The organism is Saccharopolyspora hattusasensis (assembly GCF_050972075.1).
GTDB lineage: Bacteria > Actinomycetota > Actinomycetes > Mycobacteriales > Pseudonocardiaceae > Saccharopolyspora > Saccharopolyspora hattusasensis.
In genome coordinates this window covers 7,707,887-7,726,813 of the sequence record NZ_JBPCDC010000001.1, presented here as the reverse complement: position 1 = coordinate 7,726,813, position 18,927 = coordinate 7,707,887, and the positions used below count along the sequence as shown (strand labels likewise).

The following is an 18,927-nucleotide window of genomic DNA, read 5'->3' as shown; positions in this document are numbered from 1 at the left end:
CACACCCACCCAACCCCAACGCCACCAACACCGGCGTTCCTGATGGCACCCAAGGCAGCAACGATGTATGCGGGAACCAGCCCCGTGACCTGCCGGCGCGGTGACGCACCAAAGCCCGTTAGCCGGGCGGCCTCAGCCGCCCGGCACCCGAACCACAACACGTCACTCACCACGAACACACGACTCCTTCAAGCAACGTGCACCACGCCACTCGAATCCATGAAGATATCACCCTCAACGGATACGCTTGCGAGCGAAAAAGGGGACCTGCAGCACGCATCCGTACTCACGAACCAAAGCGCATGACACGGAACTCGAACGATGCGGTTTCGATGAGCGGCTGAGCACGCCCGTCCATCGGGTCAAAAAGCTGAACACCCTCGGTCTCGTTCACGGCCATCAACAGGTGCCCGACGCTCTCCCGGCCCCGGGGATCCTTCCTGCGCAGCCACACCAGTGCCTGGGTTCGCGCGGGAAAAGAAGCGATCTCCTCCAGAACCCCGAACCAATGCTCATGAACGCTGCTACCGGCCACAGGTCCAAGCTCGGCCACCATAGGACCGAACCACGCAGCCTGCGCGGGCTCCGGCGGCGGCATCAACCCCGGCTTTCCGGCGTTCCAGTCATCCAGCCACGTCCACGGATCACGGTTGGGCAAACCGAACGGCTCTTCACCGGCCGCTTTCGGGACCACCACAGCCGCATCCAGCATCTGGTCACGCCAGTCGCCACTGTCCTGGAAACTCCGGGTGGTACAGGCGAACAACCAGCCACGCTCGGTCTCATCGGCCGGATCAGGACCGACTAGCTCCACCTCGCCGTCATAGCGGTATCCCAGCCACGCCTGCGCCTTCTCGACAGCCCCGGCGAATTCGTCCGCCGCGGCCTCCGACGGCAGCAGCCCGCCGACCGACTCATCTTGCCGGCGGCGGAAACGCGCCACCACAAGCTCAGCCACCTCGGAGTCGTTCTGCTCGGCGACAGTCCCACGTAGACCATCGAGAAAGACCACAGCGTCATCCGCGTAGTCCGCATACAGCAGGTGACCGGCCAGTTCACGCCCACCGAGCTGACGACGCAACCACACCACGGCCCGAGTCCCCACACCCCCGTCCACAATGGCCCTGCTCGCATCCGCCCACGTCGAGCAGATCAACACCTCGGCATCGGGGAAATACGCCGCCAGCATCCGATCCCACCAGCCCGGCGTCTCACCGGCCGGATCCCACGGCAGCGCCGAGGCAGGCCGGCAATTCACCGCGGCATCGGTCGCGATCACACAGTTACGCGCGTTGACCCGCCAACGCCACGCCCCCGGCTCACGCCGTGACACATTGAGAGCCTCATCCAGCGGACCGGCATTAGACGCGGGAAACGGATCCGCCCCATCCAGAGGAACGCAGATCGTCGCCGCCAACATCGGCTCATCAGACTCCACATAGCGGCAACCGAAGAACGCCACCCGCTCCGTCGAGAGGATCGCCTCCTCATCCCTCAACACCACACGCTGCCCATAGGTGTCGTGCAACCAGGTGCGCGCCCGCTCCGCGAGCTCGTTCATGCCGCTGCGCCCCCTCACTCGCCAAACCATTTCCAGCGCAGTATGAGGCCCACCACACCCAGTCCCCAAACCACTTACCCGAACGTCAGGCACAACCTGCCCGCCCGGACTACTGTCTCCCTGGTGGCGTAAACGAGAGATTCCTCTCCGTGACAGCCTCCGACGCCCGACCGGCGGCAACGAATCGCCGGCTTGACGAGTTCGACCAAGCGGGTGTGCAGGTCCGCCTACCCACGGGCAGGCCCGCGCACTGCAGGGTTTGACGAGGTCAGGCGTCCAGCGTCAGGTCTGAGACGGGCACGGCCTGGCAGGTCAGACAGGCGTCCTCGGACAGGTCGTCGGTGGGGGCCACCAGGTGCGCTACGCGTCCGTCCAGGACGGTGACGGCACAGCTCTCGCACTGTCCGAGGCGGCAGCCACTGGGCAGTGGAATGCCGCCGTCCTCCGCGAACTGCAAGAGGGGGCCGTCGGCTTTGCGCCAGCGCAGCGTCTTCCCGGTCCGCGCGAAGTGCACCTCCGCTGCGGCATCATCGGGGATGGCCACCTCGCGGGCCGCGGCGTGGAATTTCTCCGCGAAGATCTCGAACCGGGGCACCCCGCGCGCGACCAAGCCGGTGGAGAGATCACGCAGCATCTCCTCGGGGCCGCACAGGTAGAACCGGGCGCGCTGGCGGATCAGCTCGGCATCGACCTGCCCGGCGTGCAACCGACCGCTGCGGAAGGCCGACCCTTCCCCTGCCGGACGGCTGTAGTGGTCGATGACCGTCAGTTGCGGGATGGCCCGTTGCAGTTCGCGGATCCGGTCGCCGAACGGGTGTGAGTGCTGGTTGCGATTTCCGAAGTGCAGCACCACTTTCGGCACGGTGCCACCGGTTGCGGCCAAGGTTTCCAGATAGCTCAGGAACGGGGTGATGCCGATCCCGGCGGCCAACAGCACGACCGGCAGGTCGATTTCGGCCGGAATCACGAACGAGCCGGCCGGAGCGGCGACGGAAACCTCCGCGCCCGGCCGTAGCCGCTCGTGCACGAACGTCGAGAAGTCGCCGTCCGGGACGTGGCGCACCGCGACGGTGTAAGCGTCGCGCTCGTCCACGCGCGCCGCCCCGATCAGCGAGTAGCTGCGGGTCGTATCCAGGTGGTTGAGCGTGATGTGTTGGCCTGGCCGGAAGTCGGGTAGCACTCCCCCGTCCGACGGCCGCGACCGGAGCCTGCGAACCCCGTCGGTCTCCGCCGCGATGTCTGCGACCGTGAACGACCGCGGCCCGGGCCAGGTCGCGGTCGGTTCCGGCCGCACATCGCAGCCGAAGGACCGCATCGGGATCGACCCGCTGATCGGATCGTGCACGTCGTCGCTGATCAGCAGGTTGTAGTTGTGCCCGCCCTGCTGCAGCGGGTCGGAACCGGGCAGTCCGAGGTCGGGCGCGTCCTGCCACCAGCCGTATTCGGCGACCACGACCCGCGGATGCAACGCCGGATCTATCCTGGCGCGCATCCGCACGGTGCCGTTGGCTGTCACTATCGACACCCACTGGCCGTCGCTGATCACGCGCTCCGCGGCGGCCTGCGGGCTGATGTCCACCACTGGTTCGGGCGATCGCTTCCGCAGCGAGGAGATCCCGCGATGCTGGCTGTGGCAGAAGTATCCGTTCTTGGCGCAGGTCAGCACCAGCGGAGCGGTATCCGTCCCCGGCGGCGTGACGTGCTCCGGCACCGGGGAATACCCGTGGTCGGCGAGCTGCTCGGAGTACATCTCCACCCGACGAGTCGGGGTGCCGAAGCCGAGCACCTGGCCGTCGTCACCGACATCGGCGTACTTGCGGTACCGCGTGTCCAGCGGGATCTGCATGCCGCCCGGACGTCGTCGCAGCTCGTCCACCGTCACACCCAGCGGCGCCAACTGGTGGTTCCAGGCCGCGGTGATGTCGCCGCCGAAGAACTGCTCCCCCATTCCCATCCGCTGGGCGAGGTCGAAGACGGCCTCGGTGTCCGAGCGGGACTGGCCGACCGGCTCGACCAGCCGGGGACGAAGCTGCACGTGCTCCTGCGCGCGCTGGGTGATGTCGAAACCGGCCCTGATGGCCTCGCGCTCCCACGGGCTGTTCACCGGCAGCACGATGTCGGCGAAATCCGCGGTGGGGTTGGCGAACAGGTCGAGGTGCACCTGGAACTCCAGGCTGCGCAGGGCTTCTGCCGTGCGGCCGGGATTGGGTTGCGACACGAGCAGATTGCTGCCGAAACCGACCAGCGCGCGAACCCGGTAAGGCTGCCCGGAAAGCACGGACTCACACAGCGCTCGTGCCGACACCCAACCCTGCATCGGCGGACCGAGCGGGAATTCCGACGCCCGCAGCGCCTTCTCGCGCTGTTCGGCCGTCAGCTGACCCGGGGTGGTCACCTGGTTCACCGGTAGCTTCGGCAGCACCACGTTGCCGCCGGGAGCGTCGAAACTACCGGTGAGCGAGTACAACGTGGCGATCGCCCGGTCTGTCTGGGTGGCATTGGCGTGCTGCCCGACACCGGTCCAACCGTAGTAGGCGACCGAGCCGGCATTCGCGAGGTCCCGGGCGAACTCGTGCAGTTCCCGGACTTCCACGCCGGTTGTGGCGCTCGTGCGTTCCAGCGGCCATGCCGCGCAGGCGGCCGCATACCGCTCGAACGCCGGGACGCACTCCACGTCGCCGTGCCGGGTAGCCACACGACGCCTGCCGAGAAGCGCGAACCGCTCGGGATGTGCTGCCGCTCGCTGCGTGTCGTAGGTGACGGCCGAGCCGATCTCCTCGTCCCACACCACGAATCCGTCGAGCTCGGGGTCCAGTTCCTCGGCCCGCAGGAACCGGCCGTTGTCGGTGCGCACCAGCAACGGACCGTTCGACCATTCGCGGACGAACCCCTCGTCGTAGGCTTTGGTGCGGATCAGCTCGTTGGCCAAGCCCAGTGCGAGCGCCGCATCGGTGCCCGGCAGCACCCGCAGCCAGTGGTCGGCCTGCAGCGCGCTGGTCGACCGACGCGGGTCCACCACGGCGACCGAGGTGCCGCGCGCCCGCGCCTCGGCCAGCGCTGCCGACTGCGCCAGCCAGGACTTGGCCGGGTTGTGGCCCCACAACACCGCCAGGTCGGCGCCCGCGTAATCCGGCGTCGGCAGAGCGCAGCCGAAGGTGAACGCGTGCGCGAAGTCCTTGTGCCAGTTGCAGATCTCGGTCGCATAGCAGATGTTCGGGCTGCCGAAGAGCCGGATGAACCGCTCCACCCAATCGATCGAGTCCGACATCGGGGTCGCGCTCGGCGAGGTCACGGCGAAGGCAACCGCCTCCGGGCCGCTCTCGTCGCGGATCCGCGCGAGTTGCTCGGCGATCTCGCGCATCGCCTCGTCCCAGCCGATGGCTTGCCAACCGGGATCGGGTTCCGTCTTCGGCCTGGTGCGGCGCAACGGCTGCGTCAACCGGCGCGGACTGCGGACGATCTCCGGCGCGGCCCGCCCCTTCGGGCACAACGCCGCACCGGTCGGGTGCTCGGGGTCGGGTCGCACCGAGGTCAGCGCTCCGGCGTCGACGGTGTAGACCGCGCCGCATCGCGAGCGGCACAGCGTGCAGAAGCCCCGAACTTCCTCTGACATGAGCCGCTCCCGGGAAGTCGTTTGCCGATGACACGGTATTTCCGGCCAGGGACCTGAGTCCAGCGGCTTCTCGTCTCAAGCGGAGGGGGCAAGCGCGCCGAGGGAACCTGCGATGCGAAGTCGGTCTGCGGTAGAGCCGTCAGGGCTTGGTCTGCGGGATGATCCGGCGGAACTTCCCGCCGGGTTCCTGCTGCGGGGCTTCGTCGGCGCGTTCGAGCGTGACGTCGGCGACCTCGTGCTCTTTGAGCAGGTGCGTGATCTCGCCCCGCACGGTCTGCCAGACCTGCTCGGCGTCGGCGCTGTCGGGCCGCAGGCGCACGCGCAGCGTGCTGGACGCGGTCTGGACGACCTGGTACTGCCCGATGCCAGTGACGCGATCCAGCGCTGTGCCGAAGAGCATCGGTGACATGGTGACGGGCTCGCCGTCCTCGGCGGGGAACGTGAGCAGGTCGGCGGCTCGGCCCTGGACCTGGATGGCGGGGAACACGCTGCCGCAGGGGCATGGGTCAGGACGCTGGAAGCAGCTCCGACGCCGCCACCTTCCCCGGTGGTGGCCGACAGACGTCGAGACGACCCTGTTCGATGCCCGAGCGGTCCCGGTCACCCGGTATCGCTACCGGGGAACAGCGATCCCCACGCCGTGGACACCCGCAGCGGTCACAACAGCCCAATAACGGGCGGGGTCGGGCGGTAGTCGGCGTCCACCCAGTCGCTGCTGACGTGGTACCAGCCGTGCGCGCAGCCCATGGAGAGGAAGCCGCACTCGGTGGCGGCGTAGGCGGCCCGGACCTTGGCGCCGAATGCGGTGGCGAGCCGCTTCCTGAGGCCCGTGGTCAACGTCTCGCCGCCGGGGATGATCAACGCGGGGCGGATGCGCAGCCGACCGGCTTCCTGCTCTCCCGCCAGCAGCGTGAGCATGCCGAGAAAGCCGCTGAGGACGGCGGGATTGAACCGGTTGAGCTCCTCGACCAGCTCCGGAAGCGGCCGGTGGATCGAGAAGACCCGCAGCCTCCGGCCGAGCCGCGGGTGGTCGCGTTGGAACCGGGCCGTTCCCGCCACAGTGAAGAAGTGGCCGCCGGGTGCGGTGACGATGGCGGTCCGGCCGCCACCGGCGAGCATGCGGATGGCGTCGCCGGCACCCAGCACGCCGCTGGCGCGCGTCCCGAGGGCGCCCTCCAGGAAATCATCCGCGGGCTCGCCGAGCGCGATCAAGAGCGCCAACGTCCCGAGGTTGGCCTTGCGTGGTTTTCCCTCCATGAGCCCGACGAGTGCGCCGACTTTGACCCTCGGTGTGCGCGGCACGATAGGGTCACTCATGTGGTTCGACGCCACATCCGCCCTCGTTCCCGCTGATGGCACGAATTCCGAGTACGTCGATTACTTCACCATGGACGGGCACAAGATGGTCATGTCTCGTCATGCTGAACTTCCCATCGCGCGAGTTCACGAGGCACTGCGCGAGTTCGCACGCAGCACCCAGCAACTCCCGACCTGCGTCGACTGGACGCCAAAACCTGAGCTGCCGAGACTGATGACGTCGGCGAACGCGTGGGTGCCGCGGAGCACGGTCGAGGAGGCTCTTGCCGAGTCCCTACGGACAGCGCAGCGCCAGCGGGCAGTGGAGTGCCAGGCCTACCCGGACCCGATCCCGGATATGCGATCGGAAATCCATTTGTCCTTACTTGTTGATGTGGATTTTGATTTTATCATCGTTGCCAGTGTATTGATGGGCGGTTCGACCGAGGTTCTGGATTTGGTTCGATAACCAATGGTTGTGTCATCTGGAAGTTTCACCATTCATCCTGGATATGCCGGCTTGTCGAGTTCTTTTCCGCTGACGGACAGCGCGGTAAAAAGCGCGTCCAGTTCTTCCCGCGACGCTACCTCGCGCACGTGGTTGCGCGTGGATCTGCTGTTGGGTCTGCGGCCGATGTCTCGCCCGGTTTCCTCAGCGTGGACGGCCGCGGTTCGGCGTAACCTTGTTCCCGGCTCGGGTGGGGTCGGGACAGCGGCGCTTGTGGCTGAGTTGGTGAAGCCGGCTCCGATGCTCGCCAGGTAGCCCTGGACCCGTCGATTGGGTCTTCCAGATGATCTTAGCCCTGACTTTTCATGTGGGTCGGTTGTGTTGCGGCGTGCCTGAACACAGAAAGTGCTCCTGACCTGGGAGGATACGGGTGTCTGACGTCCGTATCGCAACCAAGGTGAGGAGCACTTTCGAGGTGCAGGCTACTGGGTGGTCGCGGGGTTTGGAAGTCACCGCTGATGGTGAGGGGATCGTGTCGCACGCCGGGCTTGCGCTGCTGCGCGGGTTGACCGATAAGACGGGTTTGACCGCAGGCTTGTCGAAGGCGCTGGCCGGCACCCGGTTGCTGGTGCATAACCGGGGCCGGGTGGTAGCGGATGTGGCGTGCGCGATCGCCGACGGGGCGCGGGCGATCAGCGATTTCCGGGTGATGGGTGACCAGCGGGAGCTGTTCGGGCCGGTGGCGTCGGTGCCCACCGCGTGGCGGACGTTGGAAGAGATCGCCGACGGCGGAACCCGCACGGCGAAGAAGATCACCGCCGCAGTGAACACTGCCCGCCGGTATGCGTGGGACCAGATCGTGACACGCCACGGCACGCTTCCCGGGGTGCGCATCGCGGACAAGACCCTGGAGGGGGTGACCTGCGTCCGCATCGACGCGACGGTCACTGACGCGCATTCGGACAAGGAGTGGGCGGAGGCGAACTTCAAGGGGTTCGGCCATCACCCGCTGCAGGCCTACTGCGACAACACCGGGGGTGAGCCGCTGGCGTGGATGCTGCGCCGCGGTTCGGCCGGCAGCAACACAGCCGAGGACCACATCGCCATCACCGATAGTGCGATTGCCGCGCTGCCACAACAGTTTCGGAGGCGGTTGATGGTCACTGTGGACGGTGCCGGCGCCAGTCACGAGCTCATCGCACATCTGGACAAGCTCGCGTCCCGGCGCGGATACCAGCTCATCTACTCGGTGGGGTGGGCGCTGACCGAGCGGGAGAAGACCGCGATCCGGCTGGTGCCCGAGCGGGCGTGGGTGCAGGCGATCGGGCCGCGCGGGCAGCTGCGTGAGCGACGCGCCGAGGACGCCTGCGACAACCCCCGGTGCACACACGCCCGCTGCTGGGTCGAGCAGGCCCACGTGGCCGAGCTGACCGGGCTGCTGCGGCAGGGACCAGGCGGCGACCAACTCTCCGCCTGGCCGGAGAAGATGCGGGTGTTCGTGCGTCGCGAACGTCCCCATCCTGGGGCGCAGCTGACCCTGTTCGAAACCCAAGACGGGTGGCGCTACACGCTGTGGGTCACCAACCGTCCCGAGACCACGAAGGGGTGGCTGGGGCAGTCGCAGTACATCGACGCCGCGCACCGGGTGCACGCCCGGGTGGAGGACTGCATCCGCACCGGCAAGGACACCGGCCTGGGCCGATTCCCCTCCCGCGACTTCGCGATCAACACCGCCTGGCTGACCACCTCCATGACCGCCGCCATCCTGCTCTCCTGGCTCAAACTCCTCGCCCTCGACGGCGCTTTGGCCAAAGCCGAGCCGAAAACGTTGCGCTACCGCATCCTGCACACCGCGGCCCGCCTCGTCCGCGGCGGCCGCCGACGACGACTCAAAATTCCCCGCACCTGGCCCTGGGCCACCCAGATCGAGAGCGCCTGGCAGCGCATCACCGCCCTGCCACAAGCACCCTAACCAGCGCCAACCCGCCCCTACGACCCAAGAAAGACCCCGGGGCCCGTGGAACCCCCGGCCACCCGGCCCGACAGCCGGGCAACCATCACGCCCAGGCCGCGAAAACCAGCCCCACCACAGCAAAACCCAACCCCCTCACCCGCTCACCGACCGCCATGAAAAGTCAGGGTTAGCGGCATCGGCAACCGTGAAAGGTGCGGCGGCAAGAGCGCCAAGACCGTCTAACACGTCCGATGCCACTGAGCCGGTCAGGGCGCGGTCAGGGCGTGGGCTGTCAGTTCGTGGGCTTCCTCGGCCAGCTCTTGGGCCTTGGTGAGCCATGTCTGGGCGTGGTCGCACTTTCCTAAGAACAGGTAGAGGCACGAGACAACTTCCCCCAGCGATGACACGTACCGCTCCTTTCTAATTGCTGACAATCATCATGGCCGCGCGGCCCGTGCCCAGTCCACTTGCTCTTGCTCTTGCTCTTGCTCACGGGTGCTTAGGGGACGTCACGTCGGGCGGAAGATCACTGCGACGCAGACCGACCGCAGCGCCTCCACGGCCCGGCGCGTTTCGGCGTCGCGGAGGTTCTCGCGGTAGGGCTGGCTGGCAGGTCAGCATTTCCACGGGAACCCGCAAGGCGCGCGCCACGTTCGCGAGCACAGCATGGGTCGCGGCGTGCCCGCCAGATTCGATTTTGCCGAGAAGCGACAGCGAAACATCAGCCATCTCAGCGAGTCTGACTTGAGTCATACCGTATGCCTTGCGGCGCAACTTGATCGCTGCGCCGACGTGCTCGATCTCGTGCATGGGCCGCTCCTGTTCCTGATGCCGCTCGCCGCCTGGTCGCTGCTCAGCGCGGCAAAGTGTGTGGCTTTTGTGAACGTCCGCGATCTCTCCCGGGTCGAAACTGTGTGTGCCTTGCCAAGCACAGACAGTACCCACCAGGTAGGGAGAACTCCGTGAAGATGGATGAGCTGTTCCGCGGCGAACTGGTGGAAGGCACGCCGTCGGCCGCCGAGGCGATGGGCACCAAGGCGCCTGGCCCGACCCGGACTACCACGATCGGTGACCCACCCGACCCAGACCAAGAACTTCCTCGGGCTCATGCAGATCGGGCTCCGGCCGCTGGCCCCGCCGGCACCCGAAGAGGCCGGGCCCTTCGCCTCCCGGATCGACACCGCCAGCCTGCATGCCGAGGTCACCACACGGGTCGTCTGGCCCCCGAGAAGCACCTGACCACCATGTACCGGGAGTGGAGACGCCACGACACCGGTGAGCGCCCCACCGACGTGATCACCCGCCGCGTCCTGCCCGCTGAAGTCCTGACGGCCCACCTCGCCGAGTCTGGGTTCGAACTTCTGGAGCAGTTCCCGGACCGCCCACCACAATACGCACAGCCATATCTCGGCGCGGGCAGTCTTCACCGCCGCCCGCTACCGCGGCTGACACGGCCCGCGCGGCGTTGGCCGATCAGCTCGTCGTGCTCGATCCCCACGATCGTAAGCCGGCGGTCTGGCCAAGGCGCGTAGGCTCACGACCGTTTTCGGGAACCACACCAAAACGCCGCAGACAATTCACCTGAGAGAGCAATCCCTATTTCGAATGGCCCGCCGTTCACCCTCCGCGCGCAAATCAGCTGAGGCTTTCCTGAGACGGGAATTCCCTTGCCTGCAACGACCTTGGTAGACCGGATCCACACCCTGGGCCGGAGCCCAGCAGAGGCTTCCCTGTTCAAGGAGAGCCTTTCCTAATTGCACGACAAATGACGGAAATGAGGTAAGTCTCTCCTTGATTGCAACCCGGATAATACCGGGATAACGTCCCTAATCGTGGCTATCACGGATATCGCTGATCACTCGGCTAAGGCGGATTCTCCGGAGCTGGATCGACCGCGCATCGTCCCGCTCGAACAGCGGCTCAACGCGCTGCGGGCCGGCGTTCTCGGCGCCAACGACGGGATCGTCTCGACCGCGGCAGTCCTCGTCGGTGTGGCGGGCGCGACGGTCTCCACCGGACCGATTCTCACGGCCGGGCTTGCCGCAGCGATCGGCGGGGCAGTGTCCATGGCCCTCGGCGAGTACGTGTCGGTCTCCAGCCAGCGCGACAGCGAACGGGCGCTAATCGAGCGGGAGCGCCGTGCGCTGGACGAGGACCCGGCACGCGAGCAGCGGGTTCTCGCCCACCTCTACGAGCAACGAGGAATCTCCGCGGACACCGCACACCGGGGCGCCGAGGAGCTCTCCGCCCACGACCCGCTCGCAGCACAGGTACGCGAGCGGCACGGCATCGACCAGGACGACGTCGCCAGCCCGTGGCACGCCGCCATCGCCTCATTCGTCTCCTTCGCGATCGGCGCCGTCCTGCCGATGCTCGCGATCCTGCTGCCCGGTCCCGGTTTGCGCGTGCCGGTGACGTTCGCGGCCACGCTCGCCGCGCTCGCCCTGACCGGCGCGATCGCCGCCTGGATCGGTGGCGGGTCCCGAGCACGAGCCGCGGTCCGGGTCGTGGCCGGCGGCGCGCTGGCACTCGGCGCTACCTACGCCGTTGGCGCGCTGCTGGGCACAACTGGAGTGCTTTGAGCCGAGCCGATCAGCACGCTGCACTCGGTGTCGTTTCCACTGCGATCAGCGGCCCCAGCAGGGCATCGCGAGCACTCCAACCGTCCGTTGACTTCAGCGAAGCTAATCGCAGGAACCCCGGCTGTTCACGCCGGGAGGAATGCGATCCCTAGAGCACGGTGTCCCCGGTGCGCTGCGCGCCGGGGACACCGTTTTAACTGGGGCGTTTCTGGTTGGTGATGTACTCCTTGACGATCTCCAGCGGTGCTCCGCCGCAGGAACCCGCAAAGTAGGACGGGGACCAGAAGTGGCTCCCCCACAGGTATTTGCGGATGTGCTCGGGAAACTCCCGACGCAGGCGGCGCGAGGAGACACCTTTAAGGCTGTTGACCAGGCGAGACAAGACGACCTGTGGCGGGTAGTGCACTAGTAGGTGCACGTGGTCGGTTTCGCCGTTGAACTCGCGCAGCTGGGCTCCGAAGTCCGCGCAGACCTCGCGCATGATCTCTTCGGACCTGGTGAGGATGTCGCTGGTGAACGGACCACGCCGGCACTTCGGCGTGACATGGACCAACGCTATGGTGATCGACGTGAAGATCGTTGTGCAGGTCAAGTTGCAGCCGACGCCGGAGCAGGTGTCGGCGCTGGAAACGACCCTGCACGCGGTCAACAAGGCCGCGAACGACGTTTCGCGGGCCGGTTTCGACGCCCACGGGCTGAAGGGCTCGGTCAAGCAACTGCGGTCGCTGCATTACGCCCGTCTCAAGGACCGTGGTCTGGGTGCCCAGGCCGCGCAGCACGTCATCAAACGCGTCGCCGATGCCTACACCACACTGCGCGGGAACATCCGCAACGGCAACCTTGGTAAGCCGGGTTCGAAACGTCGCGTCAAGGCTGCGTCCAAGCCGGTCGAGTTCCGCGAGAATGCTGCGCATACCTACGATGATCGGTGCTTGTCGTGGAGATACGATATGCGCACGGTGTCGATCTGGACCGTGCACGGGCGGATGCGCAACGTGACGTTCACCGGCTCGGAAAGGGACCTGAAAACCCTGGTGGATCACCGGCAGGGTGAGTCGGACCTGCTGTTCCGGGACGGCAAGTGGTTCATCATCGCCACCTGCGACGTTCCCGAAGAACCGCAGTGTGAGCCGGTGGAGGGGATCGGGGTGGACCGGGGCATCAACAACCTGGCCACCACCAGCGACGCCGCGAACTATTCCGGTCGTCGCCTGAATCGCTACCGGCGTTGGCAGGCTAAGAAGAAGACAGAGATCCAGGCCAAAAACACCCGTTCGGCAGCTCGCCTGCTGAAAAAGCGTGCGAAGCGGGAAGCGCGGCACGCCGCGCACATGAACCATAAGATCGCGAAGGATGTTGTGGCCGTCGCCCAACGCACCGGACGCGGAATCGCCCTCGAAGAACTCGGCGGTATCCGCGAGCGGGTCACGGTTCGACGCGACCAGCGGGCCACGCAATCCTCCTGGCCGTTCGCCCAACTCGGGGACTACATCGCCTACAAAGCCCAGCGTGTAGGCGTTCCCATGATCGAGGTGGACGCGCACTACACCTCGCAGCACTGCCCGCTGTGCGGTCACACCGAGCGGGCCAACAGGCCCAATCGGGACGTTTTCTCTTGTCGTCGGTGTGGTCTCGCTGGACCCGCCGACGTCGTCGCCGGGGTCAACGTGCGCGACCGCGCACGCTCGGCGTGGGTATTTGTAAACATGCCCGATCCCACCGGCTAGGTGGGTATGCGACCCGTCTCATCACAGCCAGCGGCGAGACGGGAGCGCAAGCAAAGCCCCTACGGACCGAGCCGCTTAAAAGCTCAGTCCTTTAGGGCCGAGTTGTTCACCAGATGTCGCCGTAGTAGACATGTTCCGGATGCGGGTGGCTGAGGAAGTCGTGGTGCGAGATCTCCCAGCCGTAGGCTCCGGCGTGGCTGAATACGAGCACGTCACCCGCCCGGATCTGCGCCACCGGCACGTCGCGCGCGAGCACGTCCTTGGGGGTGCACAGCTCGCCGACCACGGTGACCCGGGCGTTGCGAAGCACCGGACGCGGTGCGCTCGACGACCACTGCTCCAACGGCAGCACGGTGAAAGGGTGGCTGTGCTGCCATGAAACCGGGAGCCGGAAGTGGTGGGTGCCGCCGCGCACCAACGCGTAGTCCACGCCGTGGTTGCGCTTCACGTCGAGGACTTCGACCGCGTACGAGCCGGATTCGGCGACCAGGTACCGGCCGCACTCGAAGTCGATCTCCCGCAGGTGGTCCGGGAATCCGGCGACCACCGCGGGCAGTCCGCGGGCGAAGTGCGGCCAGTCGAACTGGTCGTCCAGGTCGCCATAGTTCACCCCGATCCCGCCGCCGACGTTGAGCACCTCGCAACGCAGCCCGAACTCCCTTTCCCACTTGGACACGGTGCGCCGGTAGTGCTCCAGGAGTTCCAGATGTGCTGGCGCGGAAAGGTTGTTGGACAGCGAATGCAGGTGGAAGCCAGTCAACCGCACCCCGGGAAGGGTCTGCGCCGCGATGATCGCATCCGGCAGGACCTGTTCGGAAATCCCGAACTGGGTGGGGCGCCCGGCCATCGCCAGGGTTGCGCTCGGGAACGGGCCGGCCAGGTTGACCCGCAGCAGCACGTCCGCGGTGCGCCCGAGCCGGGCCGCGGCTTCGGAGATCCGGTGCAGTTCCAGCACACTCTCCGCGTGCAGGCGGGTGACGCCCTGCACCAGCGCCTGCTCGATCTCCCGCGGTGTCTTGGCCGGCCCGCCGAAGATCACCGGGATATCCGCCCCGATCGCCCGCGCCTTGGCCAGTTCCCCACCTGAAGCGACCTCGAACCCGGCGACCAGGGGCGCCAGGGCGCGCAACAGCCGATCGTCGCTGTTGGCCTTCATCGCGTAGAACATCCGGCACCACGGCGGGAGTGACTCCACCACGGTGCGGACGTGTTCGGTGAGCTGGTCCAGGTCGTAGGCGAACAGGCACACCGGTTCGCCGCCGGCGCGGTCCTGCACGAGTTTCACCAGTTGGTCACGCATGGGTCCCCCGGTGCTGGTCGAGGTGGGTGCGCAGCGCGCGGGCCGCCAGGCCGCGTTCCTCGCCGAGGATGAAGGTCCGGACACCGGCGGCTTGCCACTGCTCATGGTCTTCTCGGGTCCGCGGGATCGCGCAGAACGGCACGCCGCGCGCCTTGCACTCGGCGTGCACGCGCTGGAGTGCTTCGCGGACCACCGGGTGCCGGGTCTGCCACGGCACGCCGTAGGACTGGGACAGGTCAGCGGCGCCTTCCAGCACCAGGTCGACTCCGCCGCCGGCCAGGATCGCCGGGAGTTCATCGACGCCTTCGGCGTCCTCGATCATCGCGATCACCATGATTTCCGCGTTGGCGCGTCGGACGTACTCGGTCAGCTCGATGCGTCCGAAGCCCGGTACCCGACCGCCGTTTAGGCTGCGCATGCCCTCCGGCGCGTACCGCGCGGCCCGGATCGCCGCGTCGAGATCGGCTCTGGTCCGCACATGCGGCACGACCACGCCCAGCGCGCCCGCGTCGAGCGCCCGCAGGATCGCGCCCGGATCGGCTTCCGGGACGCGGATGAAGGGGACCAGGTCGACGGCTTCTGCAGCGCGGATTAGGTTTTCCAGCTGCTGCGGGTCCACGAGGCTGTGCTCGGTGTCCAGGACGACGAAGTCGTACCCGGCGCAGCCGACCATCTCCACCAGCGCGGGAGACGGGATCGAGCAGAAAAGCCCGTAGCTCTCGCCGCTTCCGGAGAGGCGTTCCTTGACGGTGTTGTGCCTCAGCACCGGTCCACCTCCGCGAGCGGGTTCGGCACGGTGTGCAGCCGGAGTTCGGTGTCGGGCAGCAGCCGGCGGGTGGTCAGCTTCTCTACCTCGATGGTCGGGGTGAACACGTCGAACAGCGCGAAGCGGTCGGCCAGTTCGCCGAACCGCTGCTGGTAGGCGCGGATCTCGTCGCGCACCAGCCGCCAGAAGCGCCGCTCGTCGAGGTCGCAGTGGTCCGCGAGGAAGATGGCGAGCTCGCCGAGGTTGATGAAGAAGAACGCATCCAGCAGGAAGTCGGTGACCAGGGCGAGTTCGTCGGTTTCGACGAACGAGTTGCGGTTCTGGTGGTGCGCCGGGGTCCCGGCCAGTTCCGGGCACCGCTGCGGCTCGGCGAGGTGCGCGCGGGAGAACCGCACCCCGTCGTGGAAGTCCTTCAGCACCACCCTGGCCGGCGTGCCGTTCTCGTGCACCAGCACCATGTTCTGCGCGTGGGATTCCAGCGCGATGCCGTGTCGGCAGAGCAGGTGGACCAGCGGCAGGACGCTTACCCGCAGCAGTCGCCGCACCCATTCCTCGACACCGACCTCGCGCACCCACGGGTCGATCAGGGGCGTGCCGTCGACTTGGCACGCGGTCAGTCCGGTGAAGGGCACTGCGCGCTCCCCCGGCTCGAGGTGCCGGTGCAGGCTCTCCCGCCAGATGCAGGCCAAGGCCCCGTAGGTGTCCGCCTGCAGCAGCCCGGACTCCGGGGTCACCGCTACGCCGAGGTCCTCGCCGAGCAGGACGGGGCGCAGCTCGTCGCGCAGGTAGTCGTCCCCGGCGACGACCTGCCGAAGCCAGTCGGTTATGCGCGCGGCGTTGCGCACGGTGTGCGCGGCCAAACCTCGGCTCGTCGAGGTGTTCACGATGGACATCGACAGCTTCAGGTAGGGGCGCCGCGGCGCGTCCCAGCAGGCCAGGGTGCGGATCGACTGCTGCGCGCCGAAGTCGTCCGGATCGGTCCCGAGCGGGATCAGCTCACCGCGGCCGAGCTGGTCGGAGAACGCCCTGGCGATCCGCTCCCGCCACTGCCACGGGTGCACCGGCACCAGCACGTAGTCGCCCGGATCGTGCCCGAGCTCTTCGATGCGGCGGTGGAATTCGACGGCCGAGGGACCGAGCTGGCCGGCCACGTAATGGGCGTCGACCGATGCGGAGGCGCTGATCTCGGTGATGCGGCGGTGCGCGGCCAGCCACAGCGGGCGCACCGGGTTGGCGAACTCCGGCCCGAAGGCGATGTTGTCCGCCGCGTCGAACCCGAGCCGTGATTTGTACGTGGGGTGGTAGCGGTGGCCATCGGTGATGGCCGATTCCAGGGTGTCGTAGTCCGCAGTGGACAGATCCGTCTGCCGCCCGGTGCGGGCGTGCTCCGACAGGGCGTCCTTGAACAGGGTCTCTTCCAGCTCGCGTGCGAAGCCGGTCAGGTGTTCGGCATCGGCGTCCAGCGAGTCGCGCACTTCGGCCAGGAACAGCGTGATCGACTCCGCCTCGACGTCGCCGCGCCGCACCACCGAGGTGAGGCCGACGCGGTCGAAGCCGAACCGGCGCACCGAGCGGAAGGAGTAGCAGACCCCCGCACCGGCTGCGTCCACGCCGTCGACGAAGTGCTCGTCGCCGTCCTGCCTGGTCTTCAGCGCGCCTTCGTAGACCAGGGACTCCACCAGCTGGCGGAAGACCCGGCGCCGCACATTCTGGAAGCTCGGTGCGGTCAGTGCCGCATGCACCAGCTCCGCGGTCATCGGTTCACCTCGCGAATCGGGTTGGGGACGTCTACGTAGAGCGGGCGCTCGCCGCGTTCGGCGAACCGGCTGAGCAGGTTCGCCTTCGCCGGCAGCACCGGCGTTGCCAGCAGTTCCGCGGCGTAGCGACCGGGGCACTGGTGCAGGAAGTCCCGCACCACCGACCACAGCTGCCGCTCGCTCGCCGGGGTGAACCGGCCCAGCACCGCCACCAGGTGGCCGAGGTGGTTGGTGACGAGGTGGTAGCGCAGTCGCATCCACGCTTCGGCGTCGTCGTAGAGCACCGGGCTGCCCGGCGGGACGATCCCGGGCCGGACGCGGTCGCGGCTGGCGCTGGTGCCTTCCATGTCACGCACGAAGAACCGCCGGGGCCAACCATCCTCGACGTGCAGGAGGGTGTTCTGGACGTGGGCCTCGAAGCTGATGCCCTGGTCGGTGAACACCGCGAGCACCGGTCCCAACGAAATCCGCAAGTACTCCAGGAACCAGTCGGCGACGTGCCCGGGCGAAAGCGGGCCCGCTTCCGCCACGAGGTCCACCAGCGCCGGGGCGCGCCCGTCGAGCCGGTCTTCCAGGAGCGCGGCGAGCACCTGCGGGGCCGTCCCGGAGCCGGTGAACGAGTTTCGCCGGAACAGCACCGCGAAATCCGCCGCCAGGTCGCCGACGACGTCCGGGTCGACGGTTCGATAACCGGTTTCCGGCAGCACCTCGAACCCGCCGTGCCGCCAGCGGTTCGCGGCGTCGCCGACCAGCCGGCCGGCGTCGGCGGCGCGGCGCAGGTGCTCGATCGGGTTGTTGCGGACGAAGTTGGTGATGCGCACGTGCAGCGGTAGTTTCCACGCGGTCTCGAAGCTGGGATCGCACACCGTGCGCACCGAGGACGTCGCATACACCTCCGCGCCCAATGGCCCAAGGGGCACGAGCCGTCCCGCGTCGACCAGCGCCGAGACCTGCGGCTGCCGCTGGAGGTAAGCCGCCTGCCACGGGTGCACCGGAAGCAGCTCGTAGTCGGACTGGTCGGGGTGCAAGGCGGTGCGGGCCTTCTCCTCGGCCTCGGTCGGGATCCAGGGCCCGTCGGCCACCCGGTCCTCCAGCAGCAGATCGGGTGCCACCGCCCAGTGGTGCAGCTGGAACGACGCACCGAGTTCCGGTGCGTAGCGGGCGAGTTCGTCGTCGCTGAATCCCTCCGCGCTCTTCGGCGTCGGGTGGAACGGGTGCCCCAGCAGCAGCGACTGCTCGGCGTGCCGGGTGATCTCCGCCGGGGTGACGGGGGTGGAGCGCTGTTCGCGGGCCAGGTAGCGCGCCGTCCTGGCGACGCTGTTGGCGACCTGGCGGCTGAACTCCTCCGCCGCCCCCGCTGGTGCCTCGACTCCCCGCTCGGCGAGCTCACCGGCGATCAGCGCCACGAATTCGTCGTGGTCGACCGGGAGCCGGCTGCCGTCGACGAGTTCCCGGAACACCTCGGGCCCGTAGGAGTGGTGGCCGAATTCCGACCGGTAGCGAACCTCGGCTCGCAGCACTCCGTCCGCTGTGCGCAGGGGAACCCGCAACGCCTCGTCGCTCACCTCTCCGCCGATTTCCCGCACCAGCGCGTTGAGCAAGCGCTGTCGCGCCGCAGCACGTGCCAGAACGTCCTTCACCTGATCTCCAATCTGCGGATGCCCCGTCCTTCAGGGTGGGGAGGAGCAGATCCCGCGTGTCGGTCGCGTAGCGACCGCTGATAGTCTTGTCTCGGTAAGTGAGACCTACCACCCCGACGCAAGTGGGAACACCCGAGCAGGTACGTGGGTACCGCTGGTCGAGCGGGAACCCGGACCACCCCGGTCCGAACGCCTGAGTGAGATCGTGTGAGACCGAACCGCCACGGTGGGGACGCTGCGGTCGTTGAAGCAGGAAACTCAGTCCGCGAGGACTGAATCTCCT

At 67.6% G+C, this 18,927-nt stretch carries 16 protein-coding genes; 5 read left to right on the top strand and 11 right to left on the bottom strand.

What is annotated here, in order from left to right:
• Positions 1–286 precede the first annotated feature (286 nt).
• The 4 genes from ACRXBZ_RS36645 to ACRXBZ_RS36630 all read right to left on the bottom strand — a co-directional run bounded on the left by ACRXBZ_RS36645 (position 287) and on the right by ACRXBZ_RS36630 (position 6,491).
• Positions 287–1,561: a YrhB domain-containing protein gene (locus ACRXBZ_RS36645; protein WP_433882984.1), complete on the bottom strand. Its 1,275-nt coding sequence runs from the start codon at positions 1,559–1,561 to the stop codon at positions 287–289.
• A gap of 268 nt (positions 1,562–1,829) precedes the next feature.
• Positions 1,830–5,174, bottom strand: a complete 3,345-nt coding sequence (locus ACRXBZ_RS36640) for a molybdopterin-dependent oxidoreductase (RefSeq protein ID WP_433882983.1) — start codon at positions 5,172–5,174, stop codon at positions 1,830–1,832.
• Positions 5,175–5,313: 139 nt separating this feature from the next.
• Entirely contained in the window at positions 5,314–5,661 is a 348-nt protein-coding gene (locus tag ACRXBZ_RS36635) for a hypothetical protein (RefSeq protein ID WP_433882982.1), read from the bottom strand.
• Positions 5,662–5,831: 170 nt separating this feature from the next.
• Complete coding sequence (locus ACRXBZ_RS36630; protein ID WP_433884176.1) at positions 5,832–6,491, bottom strand: phenylacetate--CoA ligase family protein; 660 nt, start codon at positions 6,489–6,491, stop codon at positions 5,832–5,834.
• Between ACRXBZ_RS36630 and ACRXBZ_RS36625 the strand changes: the two genes are divergently transcribed.
• A complete protein-coding gene (locus tag ACRXBZ_RS36625) occupies positions 6,430–6,939 on the top strand; it encodes an Imm1 family immunity protein (protein ID WP_433882981.1) in 510 nt (169 codons plus the stop codon). The two genes, ACRXBZ_RS36630 and ACRXBZ_RS36625, sit on opposite strands and share 62 nt — an antisense overlap.
• A 409-nt stretch (positions 6,940–7,348) precedes the next feature.
• Positions 7,349–8,890 carry an IS1380 family transposase gene (locus tag ACRXBZ_RS36620; protein ID WP_433878012.1) on the top strand — a complete coding sequence of 514 codons (1,542 nt, stop codon included), beginning with the start codon at positions 7,349–7,351 and terminating at the stop codon, positions 8,888–8,890.
• A gap of 248 nt (positions 8,891–9,138) precedes the next feature.
• Here ACRXBZ_RS36620 and ACRXBZ_RS36615 read toward each other — a convergent pair whose 3' ends face one another.
• A complete protein-coding gene (locus ACRXBZ_RS36615; protein WP_433882980.1) occupies positions 9,139–9,279 on the bottom strand; it encodes a hypothetical protein in 141 nt (46 codons plus the stop codon).
• A gap of 82 nt (positions 9,280–9,361) precedes the next feature.
• Entirely contained in the window at positions 9,362–9,682 is a 321-nt protein-coding gene (locus ACRXBZ_RS36610; RefSeq protein WP_433882979.1) for a helix-turn-helix transcriptional regulator, read from the bottom strand.
• Positions 9,683–9,940: 258 nt separating this feature from the next.
• Between ACRXBZ_RS36610 and ACRXBZ_RS36605 the strand changes: the two genes are divergently transcribed.
• A complete protein-coding gene (locus tag ACRXBZ_RS36605; RefSeq protein WP_433882978.1) occupies positions 9,941–10,111 on the top strand; it encodes a hypothetical protein in 171 nt (56 codons plus the stop codon).
• 593 nt (positions 10,112–10,704) lie between these two features.
• The gene (locus tag ACRXBZ_RS36600; RefSeq protein ID WP_433882977.1) at positions 10,705–11,454 is read left to right on the top strand and encodes a VIT1/CCC1 transporter family protein; all 750 of its coding nucleotides are present in this window, start codon (positions 10,705–10,707) and stop codon (positions 11,452–11,454) included.
• A gap of 193 nt (positions 11,455–11,647) precedes the next feature.
• On the opposite strand, the gene tnpA is transcribed toward ACRXBZ_RS36600, so the two are convergent.
• On the bottom strand, positions 11,648–12,046 hold the full coding sequence (gene tnpA, locus ACRXBZ_RS36595) for an IS200/IS605 family transposase (protein WP_433882976.1): 399 nt from the start codon (positions 12,044–12,046) through the stop codon (positions 11,648–11,650).
• On the opposite strand from tnpA, the gene ACRXBZ_RS36590 reads away from it, so the two are divergent.
• Positions 11,967–13,181, top strand: a complete 1,215-nt coding sequence (locus ACRXBZ_RS36590) for an RNA-guided endonuclease InsQ/TnpB family protein (protein WP_433882975.1) — start codon at positions 11,967–11,969, stop codon at positions 13,179–13,181. The genes tnpA and ACRXBZ_RS36590 overlap by 80 nt on opposite strands.
• A 106-nt stretch (positions 13,182–13,287) precedes the next feature.
• Here ACRXBZ_RS36590 and ACRXBZ_RS36585 read toward each other — a convergent pair whose 3' ends face one another.
• Genes ACRXBZ_RS36585 through ACRXBZ_RS36570 form a run of 4 tightly spaced genes read right to left on the bottom strand, consistent with a single transcriptional unit; the run spans position 13,288 to position 18,644 of the window.
• Positions 13,288–14,481 (bottom strand): type III PLP-dependent enzyme, encoded by a 1,194-nt coding sequence (locus tag ACRXBZ_RS36585; RefSeq protein WP_433882974.1) that lies wholly within the window; start codon positions 14,479–14,481, stop codon positions 13,288–13,290.
• The gene (locus tag ACRXBZ_RS36580) at positions 14,474–15,247 is read right to left on the bottom strand and encodes an HpcH/HpaI aldolase family protein (RefSeq protein ID WP_433882973.1); all 774 of its coding nucleotides are present in this window, start codon (positions 15,245–15,247) and stop codon (positions 14,474–14,476) included. The genes ACRXBZ_RS36585 and ACRXBZ_RS36580 overlap by 8 nt, the downstream gene beginning before the upstream one ends.
• Positions 15,241–17,004, bottom strand: a complete 1,764-nt coding sequence (locus ACRXBZ_RS36575) for an IucA/IucC family protein (protein ID WP_433882972.1) — start codon at positions 17,002–17,004, stop codon at positions 15,241–15,243. The genes ACRXBZ_RS36580 and ACRXBZ_RS36575 overlap by 7 nt, the downstream gene beginning before the upstream one ends.
• Complete coding sequence (locus ACRXBZ_RS36570) at positions 17,001–18,644, bottom strand: IucA/IucC family protein (protein ID WP_433882971.1); 1,644 nt, start codon at positions 18,642–18,644, stop codon at positions 17,001–17,003. Before ACRXBZ_RS36570 ends, ACRXBZ_RS36575 begins: the two co-directional genes overlap by 4 nt.
• Positions 18,645–18,927 lie beyond the last annotated feature (283 nt).